The organism is Rhizobium sp. BK312 (assembly GCF_014193605.1).
GTDB lineage: Bacteria > Pseudomonadota > Alphaproteobacteria > Rhizobiales > Rhizobiaceae > Rhizobium.
This window is the reverse complement of the sequence record NZ_JACHZP010000002.1, coordinates 776604-801566: the sequence shown is the minus strand read 5'-3', so window position 1 is coordinate 801566 and position 24963 is coordinate 776604. Positions and strand designations below refer to the sequence as shown.

The window sequence follows — 24963 nt, the reverse complement described above, 5'->3', positions numbered from 1 at the left end:
AACTTAATATCTTTCACAGATATTGAGAGGTATACATTATTGTATTTCGATCGATTTGATATGTATTTCAATACATTCAAGGAGAGCGGCGAAGAAATGACTGTCCACGATCGCAACGCCAAGGCAGCAAACGATACGGATTATCTCGCCAAATGCTCCTTATCGCCGACACAGTCACGTATCTGGCTCCTGTCTGAGACTGGTAACGAAGTCGTCTACGGGCGACAAATACTCGCGATCGTCTTCCCCCCGATCTCTTCTGACCTTGCGCGCGAGGGCCTATCAAAACTCTCTAGGCAACATCCCCTCATCACCTCGGAATTCGAGGCACGGGCAGGCGGCGCCGTCCAGCAGATCCTGGGTAACGACCGTTTCGTCGAGATCATCGAGACGAAGTTGACTGCAAGCGAAAACCTGGACAACGCGCTGACTACGGCTGCCGCAGCGGAACAGGCCCGCCCAATCGACCTTACCGATGGCAATCCGGCCCGCTTCATCCTCCTGACGCAAGAAGCGCGGGCGGTGGGCGCCCTATTCTCCCTCCACGCCATCCTTGCCGACGCTGCGGCGCTCGACCTGCTTGCGGCGGGTTTCCTTCACAACATCGACGGTCATGATCCGGCGGATATCGCAGAGACCGTACTGCCCGACGCCGCTTCGTGGATGATTGCCAATGGCGCACCGCGCCATGCGGCGCCGGAACTGGTCGACTTCTGGTTCCAGCGGCTGACGGCCCAGGAGAACATTGCGTCACTCCCGCCACAAACATCGGCGGGAAAAAACACGGTCGACGAGGCCTGGTTCGAGCATATGCTTGAAGTGCCGGTACAATCGTCCGCCGACACCTCCGGCGACATGCTTGCAGCCCTCGGGATCGCCCTGCGGCGCCATAGCGGATACGGCACTCAAAGGATCGGCCTGGTCACGCGTCCGGAAAGGCAGAAAGTCGCCGCCCGCTGCGAGGACGTGTTGATCCTAACGCCGGAACTCGATGGCACCATGACACTCAAGGACGTTCGCAATGCGTTCGTCAAGGAAATCGATACGGCTATCAGGCAATCCCTGCCCTTCGAGGCCCTTGCCGATGCGTTGATAAGACGGGACGAATCCTTCGACACCACCGGCCTCGTCAAGACGCTCCTCGATGTGCGTCCACCCCTGCGTCTCCTGCAAGCAACCTCGAACGAAGTCGCGCTGCGCAGCCCCATAGAACCGCCGGCACGTCGCGATGCCGATCTGGTCGTTACCGTTTCCCCGGCCTCCGTCGGCAAATTGCGCATCGACATCGGCTTCGACCCGCAGAAGCATGATCGAAAACAAATCATACGCTTCGCCGACGATCTTACCATGGCACTTGCGCAGTTACAGGCCAGCCCCGGCCTTCAGGTCAAACATATTCCCTTCGTGTCACCGGAAGAGCTGGGCAGGCTTTCGGCACCCTATCCGGACGCACCGGAGCCGGACGACGGCACGCCGATCCACGAGGTCATCTCCGCGCAGGCGAGACGGCGGCCGAATGCGTTTGCCGTCGCACAGGGTGAGAAATCCGTGACACATGGGGAACTCGAAGCTGCCGCCAACCGGCTGGCTCATCGGTTGATCGCGATGGGGATCGGCCCGGAAAAGCGCGTCGCTATCGCCCTTGAAAAATCGATCGACGCGATCATCGCCATTCTTGCCGTGCTGAAGGCCGGCGGCGCATTCACGCCGGTGGAGCCGGATCACCCTGAGGCCCGCAATCGTCACATACTGACCGCCCCGGGCCTCTCGCTCGTCATCTCCCGCGCAAAGCACATCGCCAACCTGCCGAGCGATATCGCGACACCCTACCTCAATCTCGATGCCATCGACCTGTCCGCCGAGAGCGCCGACGCACCGGCAACGACCATTGCCCCGCAGCACCTTGCCTATGTCATCTACACGTCAGGCTCGACAGGCGTCCCGAAGGGAGTGGCGGTCGAGCACGGACCACTCGCGCACCATTGCAAGGCCACCTTGCGCATCTACGAGATGAGCGAGGAATCCTGCGAATATCCGGTACTGCCCTTCACCTCGGATGGCGGCCATGAGCGCTGGATGGTGCCGCTGATGGCAGGCGGCGGCGTGGTGCTGACGCAGGACAAGCTCGCCACACCGGAAGATGCCTTCGCGGCGATGAAGCGACACGGCGTCAACAATGCCAGCCTGCCCACAAGTTATGTCCGGGGGCTGGCCGAATATGCCGGGGAGAACAGCGAAATTCCGCGGTTGCGGCTCTATTCCTTCGGCGGCGAGGCACTGTCGCAGGCGGTGTTCGACATGATTACCGAGAACCTGAAGGCGCAGCTGCTGATCAACGGCTACGGCCCGACCGAAACGATCATGACGCCGATGATCTGGAAGATTCCGGCTGGCACCCGCTTCGAGGGAACGGTCGCGCCGATCGGGCGCGGCGTGGGCGATCGGCGCATCTATGTGCTTGATGCCGACCTTGCGCCGGTTCCGGTCGGCGTGATTGGCGAAATCTATATCGGCGGCAGCGGCCTGGCACGCGGCTATCTCGGCCAGCCGGAGCTGACGGCGGATCGTTTCATTCCGGATCCCTTCACACCTGGCGAACGACTGTACAAGTCCGGCGATCTCGGCCGCTGGCGGGAAGATGGCATCGTCGAATTCGCCGGCCGCGTCGATCATCAGATCAAATTGCGCGGCTTCCGCATCGAGCCGGGCGAAATCGAAGCCGTGCTGCGCTCCGATCAGCGTGTCGCCGAGGCTGTCATTCTCCTGCACAATGACGGCGGGCGCAGTTCTCTGGTCGCCTATGTTGTGCCGCGCGAGGGCGAGAGCTTGAGCGTGACCGAGCTGCGCCGCGCCGCCATGACGGCCCTGCCCGATTACATGGTGCCACAGACCATCATGCTGATCGACGAGTTGCCGATGGGGCCGAACAGTAAGCTGGACCGCGCGGCCCTGCCCGCACCGCGCATCGAACGCGAAATGGCGTTACCTGCCAACGACAAGGAAAAAGCTATCCTGGATGTCTGGAAGGATATCCTCGACATCGGTGATATCGGCGTCACGGAGAATTTCTTCGATATTGGCGGACAGTCTCTGATGGCCGTGCGCATCGTCTCGCGCCTGAAGATGCGCCATCCCGAATGGCCGCTGACGATCGCCGATATGTTCAATCACCCTACCGTGCGCGATCTGGCGCTGGCGGTCGACGGCAGCCGCGATGAAACTGGCGTCGACGTCGTCTACCTTCGCCGCAATGGTGACCGGCCGGTGCTCTATTGCTTCCCGGGCCTGCTCGTCAGCACGCGCGAATATATGCGGCTTGTCGACTATCTCGGCCCGGAACAGCCAGCAACCGGCTTCATCTGCTATTCGCTGACGGAAACCAAGACGCTGAGCACCCGTGTCGAAGACATTACCGCGCGTTACGCCGAAGCCGTGCGCAGACAAGCCAAGGGTCGGCCCTGCGCCTTCCTCGGCTGGTCGTGGGGCGGACTACTCGCCTATGAGGCCGCCCGGCAGCTCGGCAACGACATCGATCTGCGTATGATCGGCATGGTCGATGTCTGCGATATGGACGAGGAATTTACCGTCGGCATCATGCCGCGCTTCGAAGACGGCATCAGAGATCGCACCCATGCTGCCGTGCAGAGCTGGCTTGCCACCACGCCGATGCGCGAGGACTGGAAGAGGCTGTTCGCCGCCATGGACGAGGAGGTCTACGAACAGTTCCTCCATCATATCGTCAAGCATAACGTCAAACTGCCAACGGATGGTCCCGATATCGGCTCGGAAGAGCATACGTTCTGGATCCTCATCGACAATGCGATGATCTTCCGCAACTACCGCCTGGCGCAATCCGATTTCCGTATCCATGCCTTCGCGGCCGAGGATTCTCTCACGCGTGCCCTCAACGTCATCGACTGGCGGCGCTATTCGGCGAATGCCACGGCATCGGAGATCGTCACCGGCACCAACCATCTGACGATCATCGGCAAGACGCCATTCCATCAGCGTTTCGCCCGGCGGCTCGACCATGCTTTTGCGCCGGCGCCGCTGTCCAAAGACGCCGTCAAGTAACCCCCTCTTCGACATCATTCTGGAGCTGCACCATGACATCGCACGTGCTCGACCTCGCCGGGGCCGGAATCGGTCCCTTCAACCTCAGCCTTGCCGCTCAGCTCGATTCTATACCGCAACTTTCCGTCCACTTCTTCGAACGGCGTCCATCCTTCGCATGGCATCCGGGAATGATGCTGCCGGGTGCGGAAATGCAGACATCCATCCTCAAGGATCTGGTGACGGCCACCAACCCGACAAGTCCGTGGAGCTTCCTCTCATATCTCGTTGCGCATAAACGTTTTTATCAGTTTCTCAATGCGGAATATGAAGCCGTTCCGCGCAAGGAATTCGCCGATTATCTCGGATGGGTCGCACGCGGGCTAACGTCGCTCCGCTTCGGCGCGAGCGTCCGGGAGGTCCATGCCAATGACGGCTTTTTCTCCATCGCCACCGACGATGGTGCGATCAGCGCTCGCAATCTCTCCGTCGGCGTCGGCAAGATAGCGTCTCGTCCGGCTTGGGCCGAACAGCTGCCGAAGTCCATGACCTTCCATAGCAGCGAAGCGACGCAACGTATCGGTGATGTCAAAGCGCCCCGCATTGCCGTCATCGGCGGCGGCCAGAGCGGCGCCGAGATCGTCGATGCACTCCTGGATCTGAATAGGGTTTCATCCATCCACTGGATCAGCCGCCGGCCGAATTTCGAGCCGCTCGACGCCACGCCCTTCACCAATGAGCTCTTCACACCAAGCTACATGGAGCGCTTCCACGGACTTCCCGAAGAGCTGCGGCTCACTCACACACGCAGGCAAGTGCTGGCGAGCGACGGCGTTTCCGCCTCCACCTTGAAGAAGCTCTATCGCCGGCTCTACGAGCGAAAGCTCGATGCTGCCAGGCACCCCGACCACAGCATATCGCTGCGCCCCTTCCGCAACGTCATCGCAGCCGAGCAGGATGGTCCCGAAATCACGCTGACCATGCGCAACGGCTTCGATGACAGCATCGAAACACTGACGGTCGATATGGTCGTTTTTGCAACCGGCTATCGCTTTGTGCTTCCGGAATTCCTGCATTCGCTCGAAAACCGCATCGAGCTCAGCTCCATCGGCGAACCGGTACTCGAAAGCGATTTCTCGCTCAGATGGGATGGGCCGCGTGATAACCGTATCTTCGTTCTCAATGCCGGACGCCATAGCCACGGCATTGCCGAGCCGCAGCTTAGCCTTGCCGCATGGCGCAGCGCGGTCATCGCCAACGCGTTGCTCGGCCGCCAGCATTTTGATCTCGATCAGCTCGATCCCATCGTACAGTGGGAAACGCACGGACAGCCCTCGAACCTTCCCTCTCACATGGGACAGGCAGCGGAATAGGTGAAGACGGGCCAACCGGGGGAAGAGACGGTGCAGGTGGAACTTCATAGCCTGCACCTATCTGACGGGCTTCCCGTACCGGACTCGATTTTGAGCGAAGCAGAAAAAAGCCGTGCCGCAGCGTTCAGATCATGCTCGGCGCGGCGCCTTTTCGTTGCCGGCCGGGTCCTGTGTCGAAGCGTCATCGCCAATCTGCTTGGCTGCGCCCCGCAAGCACTTTGTCTTGCGATTACCCCTTCCGGCAGACCCTATCTGCGCGATTACCCTGACATCGACTTCAATCTGTCGCACACGAAAGATCGCATAGCGCTTGCGATCTGCCGCGGCGCCCGCATCGGCATCGATATCGAGCGTCTCGATGCATTTTCGGAGAAGGAAGCCTCCGAGATCATGCCGATGATCCTTTCCGAACAAGAGCTCAATCAGGTGCATCAATTGGATGGACGACATCGCCGCGATGTTTTTCTCGCCTGCTGGGTTCAGAAAGAGGCTGCGTTGAAATGCTTCGGCCAGGGTTTTCTGGTCGACCCGCAAAGCGTGATACCGACGCCGGGAAATACAACCTTAGAAGGCAGATATCAGGTATCAGGCGAAGCGCTATTCATCCATTCGGGCCGGATAAGTGACGGAGAAAGCAGAGGTTTTCAGTGGGCTATCGCGACATCAAACGCTACAGCATGGCCGCAATGGCAGCATCATAAAAGCGGGATTTTCTTCTAGATCCATAAAAAAATTGAAATAAAATCAGGTGGATAAACCATGATTTAGGAGATGCTTCACTTTTCGACTCCGCTATCTTGACTATCATTGTCATGTTTTATAGGTTCCTCTCAAAAAGAGGGGCACACAGAAATGCAACTTTGGATTTCAGCGAGAGCCCGACATGATTGCCAACCGTTCGCAGTCGACTTCCAATGCGCAACTCCAAACAGCACTTCACGCCTATCCGAAGCTCCTCTCCGTCGCACGCAGGATCACAGGCTGCATGAGCTTGGCCGAGGATGTCGTGCAGGAAGTTCTCCTGCAGCTGGTCTCCAAGCCACTGAACGAGGATATAGCGGCTCCAACGCCCTATGTGATGCGGATGGTGCGCAATCTGGCGACCGATCATATGCGACGCCGGCAATATGAGCGCGGCCTGTTCGTCGAAGAGGAAGTCGGCGGCAACACCTCGGCCTATGGAAGCCCGGAGGAGCGCCTTCACGAGGCCGAGGCCTACAAGGCCTTCCGCTGCACGGTCGAATCCATGCCTGCCAGAACCCGGAAGTTCTATGAGGAGCACTATTTCGACGATATCCCCCAGAACATCATCGCCAGGGAGGCGGGTGTATCCTGCGCCCTTGTTTGCGGCCTTCTGCGGGAGGCGCATTCGCGGTGCCTCGCCGCTATCTCGCTCGAGGCCGATCATGCTTGCACTGCCGGCAGCAGCCACAGACGAAACCGAACAACACGGGTGCGGGAGATGCAGGCCTGATGGCGGTTCACCGCCATCGCACGCAAACTGCACTCCATCGCCAGGAAAGGGAAAAATAGATGCAGGAAACCATCGAGATAACCGAATCCAAAGGCGCCATCTGTCGTGACATCATGTTGGAATTGACCGATTGGTTTACCGACCCCGATGTCATCGAAGCCTGCGCGGGCGCCGTGGAGGCCCTGCCGATGTTCGGCTGCGTCGAGGCGGATACTGTGGCCGGCTTCGTGTCGCTGCGCGCCCATCCGCCGGCCGCCATGGAGATTCTCGTGATAGCAACCAGGCGCCGGCATCATCGCAGCGGCGTCGGCAAGCGATTGCTGTCCGCAGCAGAGACCTTCGCCCGCTCTTCCGATTGCAAGCTTCTGACGGTCAAGACGCTGGCGCCGCGCGGCAGGGACGAACCGCAATATGAAAAGACCCGTGCCTTCTACGACAGAAACGGTTTCATACGCGCCGAGATATTTCCAACCCTCTGGCGCGAAAGCGATCCGTGTCTCTTCTTCGTCAAGCCATTGACCTCGATCAACTAACGCATCGCTCACCGGCGACCGGAATTTTAGGAAGCCGGTGGGCTTCAGCAGGAATGATAATGAAAAACGATAGGATCACCGGAAACGATCAAAGTCACGCAACGGTCTTCGCGACGGAAGGCCTGCGTTTCGAGGTCGACGGCAAAACCATTCTTCATCCGCTCGACATCAGCTTCAAGGCGGGCGAGATTTCCGGCCTGATCGGCCATAACGGCTCCGGCAAATCCACGCTGATCAAACTGCTGGCTCGGCAGATTCAGCCGACCGGCGGACGCATCCTGTTCGATGGCGTGGCCGCCGGCTCCTACGATATGCGGGCCTTTGCCCGCGCCGTCGCCTATCTGCCGCAGGACACCTCATCGGCGGCCGGCATGACCGTCGAGGAACTCGTCGCCTGCGGGCGCTACCCCTGGCATGGGGCGCTCGGGCGCTTCACCGATCTCGACCGGGAAAAGGTGGAGATCGCGATGAAGTTGACGCATGTCGATACCTTGGCGGGCCGCATCGTGGATACGCTCTCCGGGGGCGAGCGTCAGCGTGTCTGGATCGCCATGCTGGTCGCGCAGGACAGCCGCTGCCTGCTGCTCGACGAGCCGACATCGGCGCTCGACATCGCCCACCAGATGGAAATCCTCGGCCTGGTGCGCGAGCTTTGCCGGACGAAGGATCTGAGCGTCATTCTCGTCCTGCATGATATCAATGTCGCGGCACATTTCTGCGATCATCTGCACGCGCTGAAGCAGGGGCGCCTCATTGCAGCGGGGCCGTCGCCGAGCCTCATGAAGGCCGAAACGCTCAATACGATCTACGGCACCAATATGGGCGTCACCGCCCATCCCGTGCATGGAACGCCGCTTGCCTATGTCATCTGAAGGCAGCCTCGAGAACCTGATGCTTTCGCGACGCACGCTGCTTGCCGCCGCGGCGTTTTTTGCCGTTCCGCAAGCGGGAGTGGCTTCAGGAACCATATCCGGCCCGATCGTCTCCCTCGATTATGGCCTGGCATCAACACTGCTGGCGCTCGGCGTCACGCCCGCCGCCATCGCCTCGCTTGCCGATTGGGACACATGGGTCGTCGAACCGAAAATGCCCAATGGCGTCATCGATCTCGGCACCACCGGCGAGATCAATCTCGAGGTCCTGGCAAGCGTCAAGCCGGCACTGATCCTGACGACGCCCTTTCTTGCGCCTTTGAAGCCGCAACTGGAGGCGATTTCGCCGGTGCTGGAACTGACGATCTTTGCCGAAGGCGGCGAAGCTTTGCCACGTTCCATCGAGGCGACGCGCCGACTGGCCGACGCCATCGGCCGGCGGCAACAGGCGGAAGAATTCCTTGCCCGGTCGGAACAATTCTTCGATGACTGCGCAAACCGCGTCAAAAAGCTCCACCCTCCGCCGTTGGCGCTCATCAATTTTGTCGACCCGCGCCATGCTCGCATTTATTGCGGCGCGGGCCTCTACCAGAACGTCATGACCAGGATCGGGCTAAAAAACGCCTGGACCAAGCCGGGCGACTACTGGGGCTTCGAGACGATCGGGCTGGAGCAATTGGCGACGCTCGATCAAAGCTTGCGTCTGATCGCATTCGAACCCCTGCTTCCGCCAAATGTGCTCGACAATCTCCAGGATAGTCCGTTGTGGACCAGCCTTCCCTTTGTCCGAGCCGGGCGCGTCTCCGTGCTGCCGGGCACCTTGATGTTCGGCATGGTGCAGGAAGCGGAGCGCTTCGCGCGCATATTGCTCGACCATCTGGAAACATTCGCATGATCCGCACCGAAGCAAATAACGGCCTCGGTGCTCCAGCCGTGGCGCTGACGCTGTTCGCGCTCGCCAGCCTGCTTGCCTGGCATCAACTGGCGCCCGACCTTTCACGCTTGTTCGAGCAGAAAGCAGGCTACGACCCTCAACGCCTGCTACTCATCTATTCGACGCTGCCGAGGATCGTCACCGCCTTGCTGGCGGGTGCCGCGCTCTCGCTGTCGGGAAGCCTGCTGCAGCAGGTACTGCGCAATCCGCTCGCCTCGCCCTCCACGCTCGGCATTTCGGCCGGCGCCAATCTTGCGCTTGTTGCCGTCATGCTTGGCTTTCCCGCTCTTCAGGGTCTCAGCCGCGATGCCGTTGCCCTGTTCGGGAGTGCCGCGGCGGCGGCAGTCGTCTTCCTGATCGGCGCAAGGCGCGGCTTCTCGCCCTTGGCGCTGGTGCTTGCCGGCTTGATCGTCGGCGTCTGGAGTGGAGCGCTTGCCGCCATTCTCGTTCTGATGAACGATCGCTATCTCTCCGGCCTCTTCATCTGGGGCGCCGGATCGCTGGCGCAGCAAAGCTGGACCATTCCGCTTTCCCTTCTCCCGAAAATCGCCACACTTTCCATCGCGGCCTTGCTGATGGCGCGGCCGCTCGCACTCATGGAACTTGGCGATAGCGGCGCGAGCGGACTTGGCCTGTCGGTCAAGCGCACGCGCGTTGTTGCCGTTTGCATCGCAATTGCGCTTGCCGCGATCGTCACCAGCGCCGTCGGCGTTATCGGCTTCATCGGTCTCATCGCGCCGCGCATCGCCCAGCTTGCCGGCGCTAGACAGATGAAGAGCCAGCTCATCTGGTCACCCCTCATCGGCGCGGGCTTGTTGCTGCTGACCGATGAAGCCCTCGTGCTGCTCTCCGGGGCTTCTTCGACCTTCTTGCCGACGGGCGCTATTACTGCACTGCTAGGCGCACCGTTGCTGCTCCTGATGCTGCCGCGTTTGAAGGCCGCGCAGCGCAGCGCGCCCTCCCCCTCTCAGAATGCGAGCCGCGCCTTACATACGCCGCGCGTACTCTTGCTTGCATCAGTTCCGGCGCTCGTCCTTCTCCTGGCGGGCGCAGTCTTCTTCGGGCGTGCACCGGATGGCACATGGACGCTGCTTGCCTATCTCCATTGGCCTGACGTACTGCCCTATCGTCTGCCGCGCATCGCCGGTGCCTTTGCCGCAGGTGCCATGCTTGGCGTCGTCGGCGCGATCCTGCAACGCCTCAGCGGCAATGAGATGGCAAGTCCGGAGGTTCTGGGTATTTCGGCAGGGGCTACCCTCGGCGTCACCGCCGCTCTCTTCCTTCTGCCTGCTCCCGACATGGCCGCCCAACTGGGCTTCGGCGGTATCGGTGCCTTCGCCGTGCTTATCGCCATCTTCCTATTCGGCATCCGATCCGGTTTCGCGCCGGAACGAGTACTTCTGACGGGCATCGCGCTGGGCGCCATGCTGGATGCCTTCATCAGCGTGCTGGCCGCGAGCGGCGATCCGCGCGCTATGATCGTCATGCAATGGATGAGCGGATCGACCTATCTCGTTGATACACCAAAGGCAATCTCTGCGCTGATGGCAGCAATAGCAGGCCTTGCGCTTACCTTTCTGGCTCATCGCTGGCTCGACCTGCTGCCGCTTGGGGCTCAGGCGGCCCAGGCAATCGGCATTCGTGTCAACTTTGCCCGCGCCTGCCTCTTTGCCCTTGCCGCAGCCATGACTGCGGCCGCAACCTTGGTCGTCGGCCCCTTGAGCTTCATCGGCCTCATGGGGCCGCATCTGGCGCGCGAGCTTGGCCTCCGACGCGCGGCTCCTCAGCTTGCAGGTGCAGCACTCGCCGGCGGCAGTCTCATGGTGCTTGCGGATTGGTTCGGCCGGATGATCGCCTTTCCCTATCAGATGCCAGCCGGCCTTGTGTCGGCTCTCGTCGGCGCTCCGCTGCTGTTGATGTTGCTGATGAAACGGCGAAGGGCGGCATAGTCTCACGTAGCAGTTGCTCCCCGAGCGCGGCATATATGCAAACGGGATGCTTGCTAGCCGAAGGCGGGCAGATTGCTTGCGTTGCTGCACGACCACTTTTGGGAACTAAGTTCAAACCAAAACACTGGCTTCGATCAGACGCGATCCAGGAACTCAAGTACTCGGCTCGTCAGCAGCGCAGTTGCACCCGCATCATAAGACGGAAGCGAACTGTCGGCGAAATAGTGCTGATCGCCGGGATAAAGGAAAAGCTTCGCGTCCTCGACCTTCGCCACAATCTCCCGGGCGGCATCGATATCGCCCTCGCCTACGAAGATCGGGTCGTTTTCCATCCCGTGAATCTGGACAGGCACGCCATCTGGCCAAGGCCCGAAGGCCCATCCGCCACTGATCGGCAGGCAGGAATGGAACAAGAGAGCTCCTCGGGCTCCGGGCCGTGTCTGGGCCAGCTTCTGCGCAGGCAGCACGCCGAACGAGAACCCGGCATAGACGAGCGCAGGAGGCAGATCGTCAGCGACGCGGGCACCGCGCTCCCGCATATCGTCGAATCCAACATCGCCGATATAGGCGAGCCCCTCTTCGATGCTTTGAAAAGTGCGTCCATCGAATAGGTCAGGCGTGTGCACGATGTGACCGGCACCCCGCAACTCATCAGCGAATGCTCGCACACCCGGGGTCAATCCCTGTGCGTGGTGGAACAAAAGAACCTCAGCCATACGGAACCTCGCGATGGGATGGTCGGGTACATTTTCTGCTAGCTACAGCCTCATCGCCGCATCGGCAAGAATGCGGGTATCTTGCAACAGGCTTAGGCTGCAAAGTAGCCCTGCTGACAGTAAGGTCGAGTTCGGCCGATGAAAGGAAGCTATCGGGGTGGAGCGGGCGCCGCACAGAATACGGCGCCCCGATAAGCTTACCAGCGATACTTCAACGAGGCCGTGATGTTGCGGCCCTGTCCGAGGTAGCAATAGCCTTCGTTGCAGACCGTCAGGCGGCGGTTGGCGATGTTGCGGACATCGACGCTTGCAATCAGGCCCTTATATTTCTGATCGACCGCGCCGAAGTCGTAAGACACGGCCGCATCCAGGTAGACGCTTGCATCATTCTTGTCGGTGTTGGCCGTGCTGGTGTAGGTCTCGCCGGTATAGCGAATGCCGGCGCCGACGGTCAGGCCCTTTGCGGCAGAATCATCCTGGAACGTGTAGTTCGACCACAGGCTGGCAATGTTTTGGGGCGTTACGGCCGGTGCGTTTCCGGCATTGTCACCACGCGTGATTTCGGAGTGGTTATAGGCATAGGCGGCAACCACATCCCAGCCATCGGTGATGTTTGCCCTGGCTTCCAGTTCGATCCCCTTATTGGTCACTTCACCGAGCGAGGCATAAATGCCCATCAGCGGATCGACGAGAACCGGCTTGTTCTTCTCCACCAGATGATAGGCAACGGCCGAAAGCAGAATGTCGGTGCCTGGCGGCTGGTATTTTACGCCGAGCTCGTACTGTTCGCCCTTGGTCGGATCGAGAATACTGCCGGATGCAGACCGCTGTGTGACCGGATTAAACGAGGTGGAATAGCTGGTGAAGGGTGCAATGCCGTTGTCGAAGAGATAGAGCGCACCAGCCTGGTAGGAAAATGCATTCTTGTTGAAGCTGTCTTTGGTTGTCGTATCAGTGGAGACAATGGTGGTGTCGGTCGACTGCTTCACCCAGGTCTGGCGCCCGCCGAGCGTGAAGCGCCACTTGTCGAGTTCGATCTGATCCATGGCATAGGCGCCGAACTGCTGCAGGCTGGCGTCAACCCGGCTGAAATTATAGGCCGGTGTCGGGCCGGATACGCCATATCTCGGATTGCTGATATCGAAGTCATAGGCGGGGCTGGTCGTCGCATCCATCCCATAGGCGAAGGAATCGCTCATGCGGGTATAATCGAGACCGAACAAGACGGTATGAGCAGCCGGACCGGTTTCGAATTTGGATTCAAGCTGGTTGTCGACTTGGAAGACATTCATCCTATCGCCGATCGCCGTCGCACCACGCTGGGCGACGTCTCCGACCCAGCCGAGGGTACTGAGATAGCGTGACTTCAAATCCAGATGAGAGAAACGAAGATTCTGGCGGAAGGTAAAGCCCCCGTCGAACTCGTGTTCGAACTGATAGCCGACCTGCTGCTGCTTGGTTCTCTGATAATCGTAATCCGGGTCGCTGTCGCGATAGTCGAGAACATTGCCATCGGGGCCGATCATGGCGCCGACACTGGCATCCGTTTCCGTCGATTGCGCCGAGCCATAGATGGTGATTTTCGTCGTGTCGTCCGGCTTCCAGGTGAAGGACGGCTGGATCAGATAACGATCGTCGGCGATATCGAAATTGGTGTCGCCCTTTCGCGCCAGGCCGACGATGCGATACAGCATGCTGTCATCGTCCTGATTGACCCTGCCTCCAAAATCGAACATCGTCTGGGCACGATCCGACGTTCCATAGAGAACGCCGACTTCCCTGATCGTCTCTTCGGTCGGCAGCTTCGATATTTTATTGACGATCCCGCCCGGCGAACCGGCGCCATAGAGCACGGATACCGGCCCCTTGATGATCTCGACGCGGTCGAGCGCATAGGGATCCGTCCGGAACATCGCATAATTCATGTAGGGCTGACGCAGCCCGTCGCGATAGTCGCCGTCGGTCGTAACATCATTGCCGCGAATATAGACCTGATCGAAGCGCGGATCGAAGCCATAGGAGCCGGTCTGGACGCCAGCCGAATAACGCACCGCCTCGACGATATCCTGAGCGCCGCGCTGTTCGAGCTCCTCTTTGGTCACCACCGATACGGAACGAGGCGTCTCGAGGATCGGTGTATTGATCTTGGTGGCGCCCCTGCTCTTCTTTGCCGCCACGGTCGTGTTATCGCTTGCGTCACTCGACTGGCCGCTGACGATGATCGGCGCGAGCTGAGTGGCATTTCCATTGTTCGCATCGACCGCAGCATCTTGTGCGAAGGCATTTCCACTTAAAGCAAACACTGTTGCAAGTGCGGTGGCGCCGCTTGCAAGATGGAATCTCTTTCGTGTCAAATTACTGATACAATTATGGGATTTCTGCTTCATAAGCCCTTTGCGCCTGCCCGTTTCGGAAAAAGATGGCGCAAATTAGTTCGCAGGCGCAGCCGGCGTCAAGAATACATGAGTACAAGAGTCATATTTTTTATTCGTTTCCACTCTCATGTTGCAGAATGGCCCCGTTGGCCGAACGCCGAATTGCAGGAGGCACCTGAAAATTACGCTTAGCAAAGCATTTGGCCCGCTTGCCAGATCGCGCCCCCAATAATATGAGATTTTTCATCATCTTTCTGCAAATATCGGCGCTGTTATTCCGGCGCCCCACATGATCGGTCAGCCGGAGAGGCCATGTCTCATACATCATCACACAATGCCGCTTCCATTCTGGCGCCGGCCACCCTTCCCGGCTGCACATTCATTGACCTGAAGTTTGACAATGCCGATCATCCGCACAGGATCTTTCTCTATCGCCCGGACAAACCGGCACCGCCGGAGGGTTGGCCGATCCTATACCTGACCGACGGCAACGCCTGCTTTGCGACCACCGTCGACGCGCTGAAGGTGCAGGCGAGCTATCCGAACGGAACCAATGTCACAGAAGGCGTCATCGTTGCCATCGGCTATCCCACGGACGAGCCATATGACCCGCTCCGCCGCTCCTGGGATTTGAGCCCGCCGCCCGGACGCGTCTATCCGCCGTTCTTTCCCGATACGCCGGATGTAAAGACCGGGGGTGCTGAACGCTTTCTGGCGCTCATCGAGGACGAGCTCAAACCTTGGATAGAGCGGCAAGCTCGGATCGACCGCTCGCGCCAGACGCTTTTCGGCCATTCGTTTGGTGGCCTGTTCACGCTCTACGCGCTGTTTTGCAAACCCGATGCCTTCAGCCGCTGGATTTCCGCAAGCCCAGCGATCTACTGGGAAGATTCAGCTATTCTTTCGATGGAGAGAAAATTCCTCGACAGGTACAAAGAGCCGCTCGATACGGAACTGCATCTTTCCGCCGGTCAGTATGAAGGCGAGAACCTCGCGCCCTTCCATAAAGGTACCGCCGACGAGCAAAAACGTCAGGAGCGTGCGAAGGAAACGCGCACGATAGAACTTGCCCGCGAGATGGCTGAGAGATGGGGCAAACTGGTGTCATCCACAGGAACGATCACCTTTGAAGTATATGCCGAAGAGAACCACATGTCGGTCCTTCCGGTCGCGCTGAACCGGGCCGTCCAGATCGCATTTCGAAGAAAAAATTCATTCTGAATTCATAGGCTTGCCGCCTGAAGTTTCAGCCTTTTCTTAGGAAAAATATCGTGCTTCGCGCATTCGGCACGATGGAGCGCGTTGGCTGCGCATTTCTGTCTTCTTCCGGCACTCCAATGGGCGAAATTAACCATCGGTTAACCATAATCACCTTTATTTGCTATAGTGAATACAAGGACTTGATTCCAAAGACCGTCGCGCAATTTGCCGATGAATGTGACCAGGATTGCCGCGATCTAAAAGATGCATTTTTCAAAGACGATAGTTTTGATAATGTTGGCCTGTATCGGGGCTGGTTGCACCACAACCGGTCAGGTTCACCAATCGATCGGCGTGGAAACGGTCACAAGTGACAAGGCGCTGGCATTTCCGCCACCCGGTGGACCAGCGATTATAAACGTGGTCGAGCGCCGGCATGGCAAGGATGTCGAGCAGACGATCGCACTTTCCACCTCGTCTTCCGTTTCAGGCCAGAACTTCCTCAAGGTCCAATTTCAAGGCATAACAGGCCCCAATCCGGGATTTGGGAGCCGGCCGTTCGATACGATCAGTGACCGGGTGATTGTTCGCGAAATGGCGGCCGCAATACCTGGCGTTCGGCTCGCGCGCTCGGCAACGTTCGTCCAGAACAGCTACGGGCCGTTCGGCTATGCTTCCGGCCAGAGCCGGGCCGGCGATACCTGTCTTTATGCCTGGCAGCAGGTGAAGGCCGGCTTTGCGCCACAGCAGGAGCAGCGCAATTTCGGCATGGTGCAGGTCCGCATCCGGCTCTGCGACGCCCATGCGAGCGAACGCGAGCTATTGAGCACGGTCTACGGTTATACGATCGCTGGCCATTTTGCCGGCGCCGCGCTCAATCCTTTCGGTGCACCGCGCGGTGCTGATGCTGCTCTCGGCAAGCCCGGCGAACCGGTCTATCCCGACGCGGCACCCTACCGCACTGCGCCGATCAGCATCGGCTACCAGCCCGCCCCCGTCACAATGCGCCCGACAATCAGGCGCCGGCCGGTCGTGATCCAACCTCAGCCGCAGGCGGCACCAGCGCTGCCGCCGATGATCGGACCGCGCGTACCGCTGCCGGATGGTGGAAACGAGCCCTCCCAAATCAATGGCGGAAGCGGCGCGAGTTCGTCGGCCGCACCACTACCGGCAAATACTGCAAGCAATATCGTCGTGCCTTTACCGGACTGTAACGGGGCAACTGGCATATCTCAGGGGTGCCGCTAGCAGCGGTTCCGCTTGGGGACGCCAGGATGGCGTCTGGCAATACCTTTGAAGGGACACCAATGCAGACTGCACGCAGCATCTTGATATGGGCCGTGATAGCGCTCTGCGGGATCATTCTGATCACGTTGCCGGTCAACCTTCAAACGCAGCTGATTGCCAGCACCGTCGTGGTCACTTTGATGGCGATCATCAAGATCCTCAAGCGGCAGGGAACCTGGCGGCTGGTGGCCCTCGCCTTTGGCACCGCCATCGTGCTGCGTTATGTCTATTGGCGCACATCCTATACGCTGCCGCCCGTCAATCAGCCGGAAAACTTCATTCCCGGCCTGCTGCTCTACCTCGCCGAAATGTACAACGTGGCGATGCTGATGCTCAGCCTCTTCATCGTCGCCACGCCGCTACCACCGCGTACCAACCGCGCTTCCGAAACCAAGAACTTCCCGAGCGTCGATGTCTTCGTGCCGTCCTACAATGAAGACACCAATCTTCTGGCCAACACCCTCGCCTCCGCCAAGGCGATGGACTATCCGGCCGACAAGCTGAGGGTGTGGCTGCTTGATGATGGCGGGACCTTACAGAAGCGCAATTCGACGAAGATTTTGGAATCGCAAGCGGCAATCGCCCGCCATGACGAACTCAAGCGGCTCTGCGTCGATCTCGATGTCGAATATCTGACGCGCGACCGCAACGAACATGCCAAGGCGGGCAACCTCAATAACGGACTGGAGCATTCGAACGGCGAACTGATCGCCGTTTTCGATGCGGACCATGCGCCCGCGCGTGATTTCCTGCGCGAGACCGTCGGCTACTTCGAGGATGACCCGAAGCTCTTTCTGGTTCAGACCCCGCATTTTTTCATCAATCCGGATCCGCTGGAGCGCAATCTGCGTACGTTCGACGGCATGCCGAGCGAGAACGAAATGTTCTACGGCATCATCCAGCGCGGTCTCGACAAGTGGAATGCCGCCTTCTTCTGCGGTTCGGCCGCCGTGCTCAGCCGCAAGGCGCTGCAATCGCAAAATGGCTTTAGCGGCGTCAGCATCACGGAAGACTGCGAAACCGCCCTTGCGCTGCATGGCGCCGGCTGGAACAGCATCTATGTCGACAAGCCGCTGATTGCCGGCCTGCAACCGGCGACTTTCGCAAGCTTCATCGGCCAGCGCAGCCGCTGGGCGCAAGGCATGATGCAGATCCTGCGCTTCCGCTTCCCGCTCTTGAAGCGCGGTCTGACGCTGCCGCAGCGGCTCTGCTACATGTCCTCGACGCTGTTCTGGCTGTTTCCGTTTCCGCGCGCCATCTTCCTGTTTGCACCACTCTGCTATCTCTTCTTCGATCTCGAGATCTTCACGGCATCGGGCAGCGAGTTTCTCGCCTATACGCTTGCCTATATGCTCGTGAACTTGATGATGCAGAACTATCTCTATGGGTCGTTCCGCTGGCCCTGGATTTCCGAGCTCTACGAATATGTTCAGACGGTACATCTGTTGCCGGCGGTGATCTCGGTCATGCTCAATCCCCGCAAGCCAACCTTCAAGGTCACCGCCAAGGATGAGTCCATCGCGGTCAGCCGGCTTTCGGAAATCAGCCGTCCGTTCTTCGTCATCTTCGCCGTTCAGATCATCGCGCTAGCGGTCACCATATACCGCATCTATGCTGAGCCCTATAAAGCGGACGTCACGCTTGTCGTCGGCGGCTGGAACATCATCAACCTCATCCTTTCCGGCTGTGCGCTCGGCGTTGTCTCCGAACGCGGGGAGCGCGCCTCTTCACGGCGCGTGCGGGTCGATCGCCGCAGCGAATTCGGGATCGACGGACGGTGGAATTCTGCTTCCATCGAGGACGTCTCCGTTCACGGCGCCAGGTTGAACGTCTTCAACAAGGATCTGGAGCCGGTCAAGGTCGGCTCGGAAGCGACCATACGCTTTCAGCCCTACAGCGGCGCCGAAATGGTGACCTTGTCGATTGTCGTCCGCAATATCGAACAGATGGGAGATATCACGGCCATCGGCTGCCAATATATTCCGAAGGGTGCTACCGACCACCGCCTGATTGCCGATCTCGTCTTTGCCAATTCCGATCAATGGACGAAGTTCCAGCAGGCGCGGCGGCGCAATCCCGGCATCATCCGCGGGACCTTCTGGTTCCTCAGCATGTCGCTTTATCAGACCAGCCGTGGCCTGCTCTATCTGTTCAAAGGCGTGGGCTCCGATCGCACGCAGCAACGGCAGGATGCGAAGGCGAAAAGCTGATGAACCGCACCTTCCCCATCCTCCTGCTTCTCCTTGGCGCCGTCACAGCACAGGCGCAGACAGCGCCGTTTGACATGTCCGGCGAGCGGCCAAAGGGCGAAGCGCCGACAGTACCTCAGATCATTATCCCGCAAACTGCCGCGCCGCAGACGGAGTCCCCGAAAACGGTAGCGCCTCCGGCCACTACCCCTCAAACCGTCGCACCACAGGTCGCGCCGCCTCTGGTCATGACGCCGCCGGCCACTACACCGCAAACTCCGGCGCCAAAGGCCGTCCCGCCCGTTGCTCCCATGCAGACAACGCCACAAGCGGCATCGAAGACGAAGCAGGCGACCGCCGGCAACGACGTATCGGCCTTCCGGCGCTATGTCGTTCCCTTCGCAAAGCTGCGATTGGAGGGCGAGGCCGATCGCAAGTCCTGGTCGATCTATCTGACGCCTGAGCAGGCGGCAGCCCCGGCAAAACTCACATTTGCCTATCAGAATGCAGTTGTCGTCGCCCCGGAGGCATCCCAGATCACCGTTCTGGTGAACGACCGCGCCGTTCATCAGCAGCAGATCGGCTCCTCGGACAACGAGTCCGATATCAGCTTCGACATTCCGCGCGGGCTCCTGCAGCCCGGCGCCAATCTCCTGACCTTCGAGGCGACGCAGCGCCACCGCGTCGACTGTGATATTGCGTCGACCTACGAGCTCTGGTCCGACATCGATCCCGCTAGAACCTATCTCAGCTTCGCCGGCCGCGACGCAGAAAAACTGTCGACGACCGATGCCATCCGCGCAATCGGTGTCGACGGCATCGGCAAGACGCAATTCAATCTCGTCGTACCGGCCCTGGCTCAACCAGAGACGACCAAGCCGATCCTGCATCTGTCACAGGGACTGGCGCTTCTGAGCGGAATGCCGAACCAGGCCTTTTCGTTCGACACAGATGCCCTCCCCGCGCCCGGCCCGGGCAAAATGACCGTGGTCGTCGGCACGCCGACAGAGCTGCAGCCTATCTTTGCTGTTCCGGCCGCAGCACAAAGTGGCGCGCTCGCGACCTTTGCAACGGACCCGCGCAGCGGTCAGCAGCTTCTCCTTATCAGTGGTCCATCCTGGCAGGCAATCGCGTCTGCGGTCGACATGGTCGTGTCGCCGACCGAACGCGCGCCAGGCACCCGCCGAGATCTGCTGGTAACACAACGATGGTCCGCACCCGACGCGCCATTGATCTATTCCGGCACCAGCCTTTCCTTCGAACAGCTGGGCGTCAAGACCACAGAATTCTCCGGCCGGCGTTTCCATACCAGCTTCAACGTGGCGATCCCCTCCGATTTCTATGCGAATGCCTATGGCGAGGCGACCATCCTGCTGGATGCGGCCTATGCCACGGATGTGCGGCCGGGCAGCCACATCGACGTCTATGTCAATGGCAGCATCGCCACCACCAAGCCGATCACAGCGACCGGGGGCGGCATTTTCCGGCAATTGCCCATCCGCATCACCATGCGCCATTTCAAGCCGGGATTAAACACCATCACACTTGAAGCCATGTTACTGGCCGATGAGGATACCGCCTGCGCGCCTGCCGCGACATCGAGCATGACGCCGCGATTTGCACTCTTCGACACGAGCCAGTTTACGGTGCCGGATTTCGCGAGGATCGCACAGCGCCCGAATCTGGCGGCTCTCACCGGCACAGGCTACCCCTACAGCCGCGAGACCGAGCCCGCCGCGCTCTTCATCGACCGCCCGGATGCTGACACCTTGTCCGCGACCGCAACGCTCCTAGGCCAGATGGCACTCACCGCCGGTCACCCGATCCCTTTCGAACCGACCGCCTCGCCGAATACCGTCGGCACCCGTAGTGCGCTGTTCATAGGATCCGTTTCGCAGCTGCCGTCGACAATCCTTGCGCAAATGAACATCTCCGCTGCGAGCCAGGTCGCCTGGCGTCCGCCCGCCCCTGGCCAGGGCAATATACCGGAAGCTTCTGTGACGATTGCCGATTGGCGCACGCGCATCAATGGCGGGATATTGCAGGGACAGATGCAGAACTTCCAGCAATGGATGCATCGCAATTTTGACATTACTCTGAGCTCGCTGCGCTTCATTCCCAGCTCCGAACAGATGTTCACACCATCGAACGCAAACAGCTTCCTGATCGCCCAGGAGGCAAATCCGACCAATGACGCAACCTGGACCGTCGTCACCGCGCCCAGCGCCGGAGACCTGCGGGCAGGCGCCGAGGCGATGAGCGCGCAACATGCCTGGTCGCAGATCGGCGGTCGCATCACGGTCTATTCCGGCAAGACGGGGAAAATCGATACGGTGCCCGTGAGCCGATTCAGCTTTGTCGTCTCCCAGCCCTGGTCGCTGACAAACTATCGGCTGATCGCCGCAAACTGGCTTTCCAGCAACATATTGTCCTACGCCTTGCTGTTCGTGATCGGCTCCTTCCTGCTCGGCGTGAGCACGGCAAGTGTTCTTTCCAAGATCGGCAGGCGCGAATGAAGCTTTGGCGCCTTGTTCTTGCTATCTGCAGCGCGGCCATTATGACGGCAGCGCAACCGGCTGCCGCTCAACGAGCTGCAATCGATCCGCAGGCCTGGGCCGCCTACAAGGCGAAATTCCTGGATGTGAATGGTCGCATCATCGACAACGGCAATGGCGGCATTAGCCATAGCGAGGGGCAAGGATACGGCATGCTGCTTGCCTACCTGGCCAACAATCCGGCCGATTTCGAACAGATCTGGTATTTTACCCGCACGGAGCTGTTGCTGCGCGATGACGGTCTTGCCGTCTGGAAATGGGATCCGGCCGTCATCCCGCATGTAGCGGACACGAACAATGCTTCGGATGGCGATCTGCTGATTGCTTACGCACTAGCCCTGGCGGGATCGGCCTGGAACAATAGAGATTATCTACAGACGGCCGCAAGCATGGCGAGATCCATCCTTGCTCATCTTGTCATCACGTCCGCAGGGACGACGCTGCTTATTCCCGGCGCCGAAGGTTACCGGCCACCAGGGCGCAAGGATGGGCCGGTCATCAATCCATCTTATTGGGTCTTCGAAGCGATCCCCGTCATGGCGCTGCTGGTGCCTTCCGATCGCTGGCAGAAGCTCAGCAACGACGGCCTTGCCCTGCTGCGCTCCCTGCAATTTGGCCCGCGCAAGCTTCCTGCCGACTGGGTAAGCCTCAAGGCAAAACCGGAACCCGCGGACGGCTTCGAAGCGGAATTCGGCTATAATAGCGTCAGGATCCCGCTTTACCTGGCCCGCGCCGGGATCGACGACGAGGCGCTGCTTTCACGCCTCCGGCAGGGAATGACCGTCGCGGAGGATGAGCCTGCCACGATCGATCTGGCGACCGGCAAGCCGAAGGACCTGCTTCCCGACGTGGGTTATAGAATTGTTAACGATGTTGTGGCGTGTGTGGTGAGCGGTACGAAACTGCCTGCTTCGGTTCGGCAGTTTACCCCATCGCTTTACTATCCGGCCACCTTGCAGCTGTTGAGCCTGGCTTTCGTCACGGAGAAGCATCCGGAGTGTTTATAAAGTCCACCTTGATCATGGCTTTCATGGCCGTCGCCGTGGCGGGGTTCACGCTCGCGACGAAGGATCACGATTCGCCGGAAGACAAGATCAAGCTGGCAAAGTCGGCACGTCTCGAGCCGCAGGCGATGCTTGCCGCCGATAACAGCTCGGCCGGCGGCAGCTCCGGACAGCCCGCCGACTTGCAGGCGCTTGCCGATCATATACAGGCGGCTGCGCCGTCGGCGGTTCTCTCCGACGCTCCCGCGAAGTCGGCAAATACAACCGCCGCGGATTCTGTGGCGCAAGCCTCGCCGGAACAGGCACAGCCGCAAACAACGAAGCCAACATCACCTCAGCAGTCCAACCCGGCACAAGCTGGCGATAATCAGCCGAAGGTCGACGAAAGTGCATTGCGCTATTTTGCAAGCCGGGGCGACAAGGCGCGACTGCAGGCCGAAATCTCCCGACTGCAGGCGCTCTACCCCAATTGGAAGCCCCCTGCCGATCCGCTGGCCATACCGCAAAATAGCGACAAGCAGCTCGAGGCCATGTGGCAGCTCTATTCGGAGGGCCGCTACGCCGAAGTGCGCAAGGCCGTCGCCGACCGACAGACTAGCGAACCCGGCTGGCAGCCGCCTACCGATCTACTGGAGCGACTCGATATCGCGGAAGCCCGCACCCGGCTCGTCAACGCCTCCGATCTGAAGCAATATCAGACCGTGATCGACATCGGCGCGAGAACGCCGAGCCTGCTCACCTGCAGCGATATCGACGTCCTCTGGCGGGTTGCCGACGCCTTCATCCGCACCGATCGTGCCGCTCGCGGCCAGGACGCCTATAAATATATCCTGAAAACCTGCACCAATCCGCAGGAAAGGCTTGCGACCATCCAAAAGGCGGCGGCTCTGCTGCCCTATCAGCCGATGCAGGACCTTTTGGCTCTCGAAAGGCCTGATGGCAATGGCGGGCGTGAATTCGACAGTATCAGGACCGATCTGGCTCGCCGTTTCGTCGCGCAGGGCAATGACGATCCGAAGCTGACGGTATCGCAGGATTATCTATCTCAGGTCGAGCGTGTCGCCCGCAGCCAGGGCCTTGCATCCGATGACGCACTCCTCGGCTGGTATTATCTGCGTCGCGGCAACTACCCCGATGCCGAGCAATGGTTCAAAGCAGCGCACGAGAAGGAAGATTCGGCAACGATCTCACAGGGTTTGGCACTGGTGCTGATCGCCGATCGCAAGCCGCAGGAAGCCGAAGACGCCATGTATAAGTGGCGCAATGAATCCAAGGATGCGATGGCAACCTACCTTGCGGCGACCGCTAATCTGATCGCGCTGCAGCCGCCGGCCAACCTCAGTGAAGATGTCCTAGGCCGCATCGCCGCGGAGGTCGTGAAGCAGAAATACGTCCCGACAGCCCAGCAGTTCGGGTGGTTTGCGCGCTCGATGAACCAGCAGCAGGCAGCTGCTCGCTGGTTCGAGACCGCTTTGCGCTGGAAGCCGGACGACGAACCCTCCGCCTATGGCCTTGCCATTACCCGCAATCAGCTGAACGACCGGCAGGGTGTTGCCGAAGTTCAAAGACTATGGGCCGGTCGCTCCCAACGCATCGCCGTGCTCGGCGAGCCGGCGCCTCGAACGCCGACGTCAGAACCGCTGCCGTCGCCCAACCAAGCCGCACAGTCCGCACCGCAGGCTCTGCCTCAAACATCGATGCAGCAAGGCGCAGCGCAGAATGTGCTCCCCCCAATCTCCCAGGCGGCACCTCAGCCTCCGGTGACACGGCCCTATGTCAATGCGCAGATGCCCGACCAGCCGATCGCGCCCGCCCGCAGTGCACCATCCCAGGATTATGCTGAACCACAGGCCGGCGCCCGGGTCGCCACCCGCTCGCCACGCAAAACGGCAGGATGCAAAACCACCGTGAACGCGCAAGCGCTGACGCCTGGTAACGCTCTTTCCCGAGGCTGGTGCCTGATGAACCTCAATCGGCCCATGGAAGCAGTGGAAGCCTTTGGCGTCGCCTTGAACAATGCGGATTCGAAGTCGCGCGAAGAGGCAGCCTATGGACAGAGCCTGGCCTATTTGAGAGCTGGCCTTGCCAACGATGCGTCCGTTGCCGCCACCAAGGCGCCGATGAACCACCAGCGCGCCGCCGAATTACAGGTGGCCATACTGGCCAACCGCGCACTTTCGGCCTTCGAGGGCAAGCGCTATCACGAAACATTGCTCTATCTCGATCAACGCGCGCAACTGCAGCAAGAGCGCGTCGATCTAATGGTGCTGCGTGGATACTGCTACCTTAATCTGAAAATGTACGACGACGCCGAACGTATCTTCACCGCCGTCGCCGCAACCGGCAGCCGCGACGGCAGCCGTGGCCTGCGGGATCTTCAGCTTACGCTACATCCGCCGCGGGGGGAGTATTGAGTTTGACGTGCCACGGTCGCAAGATTGCCGGGGTC

General features: G+C 59.9%; 17 protein-coding genes. 15 read left to right on the top strand and 2 right to left on the bottom strand.

Annotated elements, in window-relative coordinates; all coding sequences use genetic code 11:
- Positions 1-96: 96 nt before the first annotated feature.
- The 8 genes from FHT85_RS08310 to fhuB all read left to right on the top strand — a co-directional run bounded on the left by FHT85_RS08310 (position 97) and on the right by fhuB (position 11188).
- Positions 97-4074, top strand: a complete 3978-nt coding sequence (locus FHT85_RS08310; protein ID WP_183774028.1) for a non-ribosomal peptide synthetase — start codon at positions 97-99, stop codon at positions 4072-4074.
- Between the two features lie 32 nt (positions 4075-4106).
- Positions 4107-5426 (top strand): lysine N(6)-hydroxylase/L-ornithine N(5)-oxygenase family protein, encoded by a 1320-nt coding sequence (locus FHT85_RS08305; RefSeq protein WP_112412578.1) that lies wholly within the window; start codon positions 4107-4109, stop codon positions 5424-5426.
- A complete protein-coding gene (locus FHT85_RS30800; protein WP_112412577.1) occupies positions 5427-6146 on the top strand; it encodes a 4'-phosphopantetheinyl transferase family protein in 720 nt (239 codons plus the stop codon). It begins immediately after the preceding gene.
- Positions 6147-6309: 163 nt separating this feature from the next.
- Positions 6310-6900, top strand: coding sequence for a sigma-70 family RNA polymerase sigma factor (locus tag FHT85_RS08295; protein ID WP_112412576.1), 591 nt, complete (start codon positions 6310-6312; stop codon positions 6898-6900).
- Between the two features lie 59 nt (positions 6901-6959).
- Positions 6960-7433 carry a GNAT family N-acetyltransferase gene (locus FHT85_RS08290; RefSeq protein WP_112412575.1) on the top strand — a complete coding sequence of 158 codons (474 nt, stop codon included), beginning with the start codon at positions 6960-6962 and terminating at the stop codon, positions 7431-7433.
- A 59-nt stretch (positions 7434-7492) separates the two neighbouring features.
- Positions 7493-8305 (top strand): ATP-binding cassette domain-containing protein, encoded by an 813-nt coding sequence (locus tag FHT85_RS08285; protein WP_112337665.1) that lies wholly within the window; start codon positions 7493-7495, stop codon positions 8303-8305.
- 19 nt (positions 8306-8324) lie between these two features.
- The gene (locus FHT85_RS08280) at positions 8325-9200 is read left to right on the top strand and encodes an iron-siderophore ABC transporter substrate-binding protein (RefSeq protein WP_246779915.1); all 876 of its coding nucleotides are present in this window, start codon (positions 8325-8327) and stop codon (positions 9198-9200) included.
- A complete protein-coding gene (fhuB, locus tag FHT85_RS08275) occupies positions 9197-11188 on the top strand; it encodes a Fe(3+)-hydroxamate ABC transporter permease FhuB (protein ID WP_183774025.1) in 1992 nt (663 codons plus the stop codon). Before FHT85_RS08280 ends, fhuB begins: the two co-directional genes overlap by 4 nt.
- Positions 11189-11322: 134 nt before the next feature.
- On the opposite strand, the gene FHT85_RS08270 is transcribed toward fhuB, so the two are convergent.
- Positions 11323-11904: a dienelactone hydrolase family protein gene (locus FHT85_RS08270; protein ID WP_112412573.1), complete on the bottom strand. Its 582-nt coding sequence runs from the start codon at positions 11902-11904 to the stop codon at positions 11323-11325.
- A gap of 197 nt (positions 11905-12101) precedes the next feature.
- A complete protein-coding gene (locus FHT85_RS08265) occupies positions 12102-14291 on the bottom strand; it encodes a TonB-dependent siderophore receptor (protein WP_112412572.1) in 2190 nt (729 codons plus the stop codon).
- A 300-nt stretch (positions 14292-14591) separates the two neighbouring features.
- Between FHT85_RS08265 and FHT85_RS08260 the strand changes: the two genes are divergently transcribed.
- From FHT85_RS08260 to FHT85_RS08230, 7 genes are read left to right on the top strand one after another with little or no spacing between them, the layout of a single operon-like run.
- Positions 14592-15500 carry an alpha/beta hydrolase gene (locus FHT85_RS08260; RefSeq protein ID WP_112412571.1) on the top strand — a complete coding sequence of 303 codons (909 nt, stop codon included), beginning with the start codon at positions 14592-14594 and terminating at the stop codon, positions 15498-15500.
- Between the two features lie 50 nt (positions 15501-15550).
- The gene (locus FHT85_RS08255; protein WP_162700896.1) at positions 15551-15853 is read left to right on the top strand and encodes a hypothetical protein; all 303 of its coding nucleotides are present in this window, start codon (positions 15551-15553) and stop codon (positions 15851-15853) included.
- Entirely contained in the window at positions 15744-16727 is a 984-nt protein-coding gene (gene bcsN / locus FHT85_RS08250; RefSeq protein ID WP_112412570.1) for a cellulose biosynthesis protein BcsN, read from the top strand. The genes FHT85_RS08255 and bcsN overlap by 110 nt, the downstream gene beginning before the upstream one ends.
- A gap of 59 nt (positions 16728-16786) precedes the next feature.
- On the top strand, positions 16787-18976 hold the full coding sequence (bcsA, locus tag FHT85_RS08245; protein WP_112412569.1) for a UDP-forming cellulose synthase catalytic subunit: 2190 nt from the start codon (positions 16787-16789) through the stop codon (positions 18974-18976).
- A complete protein-coding gene (locus FHT85_RS08240) occupies positions 18976-21471 on the top strand; it encodes a cellulose biosynthesis cyclic di-GMP-binding regulatory protein BcsB (RefSeq protein WP_112412568.1) in 2496 nt (831 codons plus the stop codon). Before bcsA ends, FHT85_RS08240 begins: the two co-directional genes overlap by 1 nt.
- Positions 21468-22517: a glycosyl hydrolase family 8 gene (locus FHT85_RS08235; protein WP_112412567.1), complete on the top strand. Its 1050-nt coding sequence runs from the start codon at positions 21468-21470 to the stop codon at positions 22515-22517. Before FHT85_RS08240 ends, FHT85_RS08235 begins: the two co-directional genes overlap by 4 nt.
- Entirely contained in the window at positions 22514-24928 is a 2415-nt protein-coding gene (locus FHT85_RS08230; protein WP_112412619.1) for a cellulose synthase, read from the top strand. Before FHT85_RS08235 ends, FHT85_RS08230 begins: the two co-directional genes overlap by 4 nt.
- Positions 24929-24963: the final 35 nt, after the last annotated feature.

What these genes read in the sequence shown, in the direction of transcription:
- FHT85_RS08265 (WP_112412572.1), bottom strand. Translation starts at nt 14,291, where the DNA reads ATGAAGCAGAAATCCCATAATTGTATCAGTAATTTGACACGAAAGAGA.
- fhuB (WP_183774025.1), top strand. Translation starts at nt 9,197, where the DNA reads ATGATCCGCACCGAAGCAAATAACGGCCTCGGTGCTCCAGCCGTGGCG.
- FHT85_RS08290 (WP_112412575.1), top strand. Translation starts at nt 6,960, where the DNA reads ATGCAGGAAACCATCGAGATAACCGAATCCAAAGGCGCCATCTGTCGT.
- bcsA (WP_112412569.1), top strand. Translation starts at nt 16,787, where the DNA reads ATGCAGACTGCACGCAGCATCTTGATATGGGCCGTGATAGCGCTCTGC.
- bcsN (WP_112412570.1), top strand. Translation starts at nt 15,744, where the DNA reads ATGCATTTTTCAAAGACGATAGTTTTGATAATGTTGGCCTGTATCGGG.
- FHT85_RS08305 (WP_112412578.1), top strand. Translation starts at nt 4,107, where the DNA reads ATGACATCGCACGTGCTCGACCTCGCCGGGGCCGGAATCGGTCCCTTC.
- FHT85_RS08295 (WP_112412576.1), top strand. Translation starts at nt 6,310, where the DNA reads ATGATTGCCAACCGTTCGCAGTCGACTTCCAATGCGCAACTCCAAACA.
- FHT85_RS08270 (WP_112412573.1), bottom strand. Translation starts at nt 11,904, where the DNA reads ATGGCTGAGGTTCTTTTGTTCCACCACGCACAGGGATTGACCCCGGGT.
- FHT85_RS08235 (WP_112412567.1), top strand. Translation starts at nt 21,468, where the DNA reads ATGAAGCTTTGGCGCCTTGTTCTTGCTATCTGCAGCGCGGCCATTATG.
- FHT85_RS08260 (WP_112412571.1), top strand. Translation starts at nt 14,592, where the DNA reads ATGTCTCATACATCATCACACAATGCCGCTTCCATTCTGGCGCCGGCC.
- FHT85_RS08285 (WP_112337665.1), top strand. Translation starts at nt 7,493, where the DNA reads ATGAAAAACGATAGGATCACCGGAAACGATCAAAGTCACGCAACGGTC.
- FHT85_RS08240 (WP_112412568.1), top strand. Translation starts at nt 18,976, where the DNA reads ATGAACCGCACCTTCCCCATCCTCCTGCTTCTCCTTGGCGCCGTCACA.
- FHT85_RS08310 (WP_183774028.1), top strand. Translation starts at nt 97, where the DNA reads ATGACTGTCCACGATCGCAACGCCAAGGCAGCAAACGATACGGATTAT.
- FHT85_RS08280 (WP_246779915.1), top strand. Translation starts at nt 8,325, where the DNA reads ATGCTTTCGCGACGCACGCTGCTTGCCGCCGCGGCGTTTTTTGCCGTT.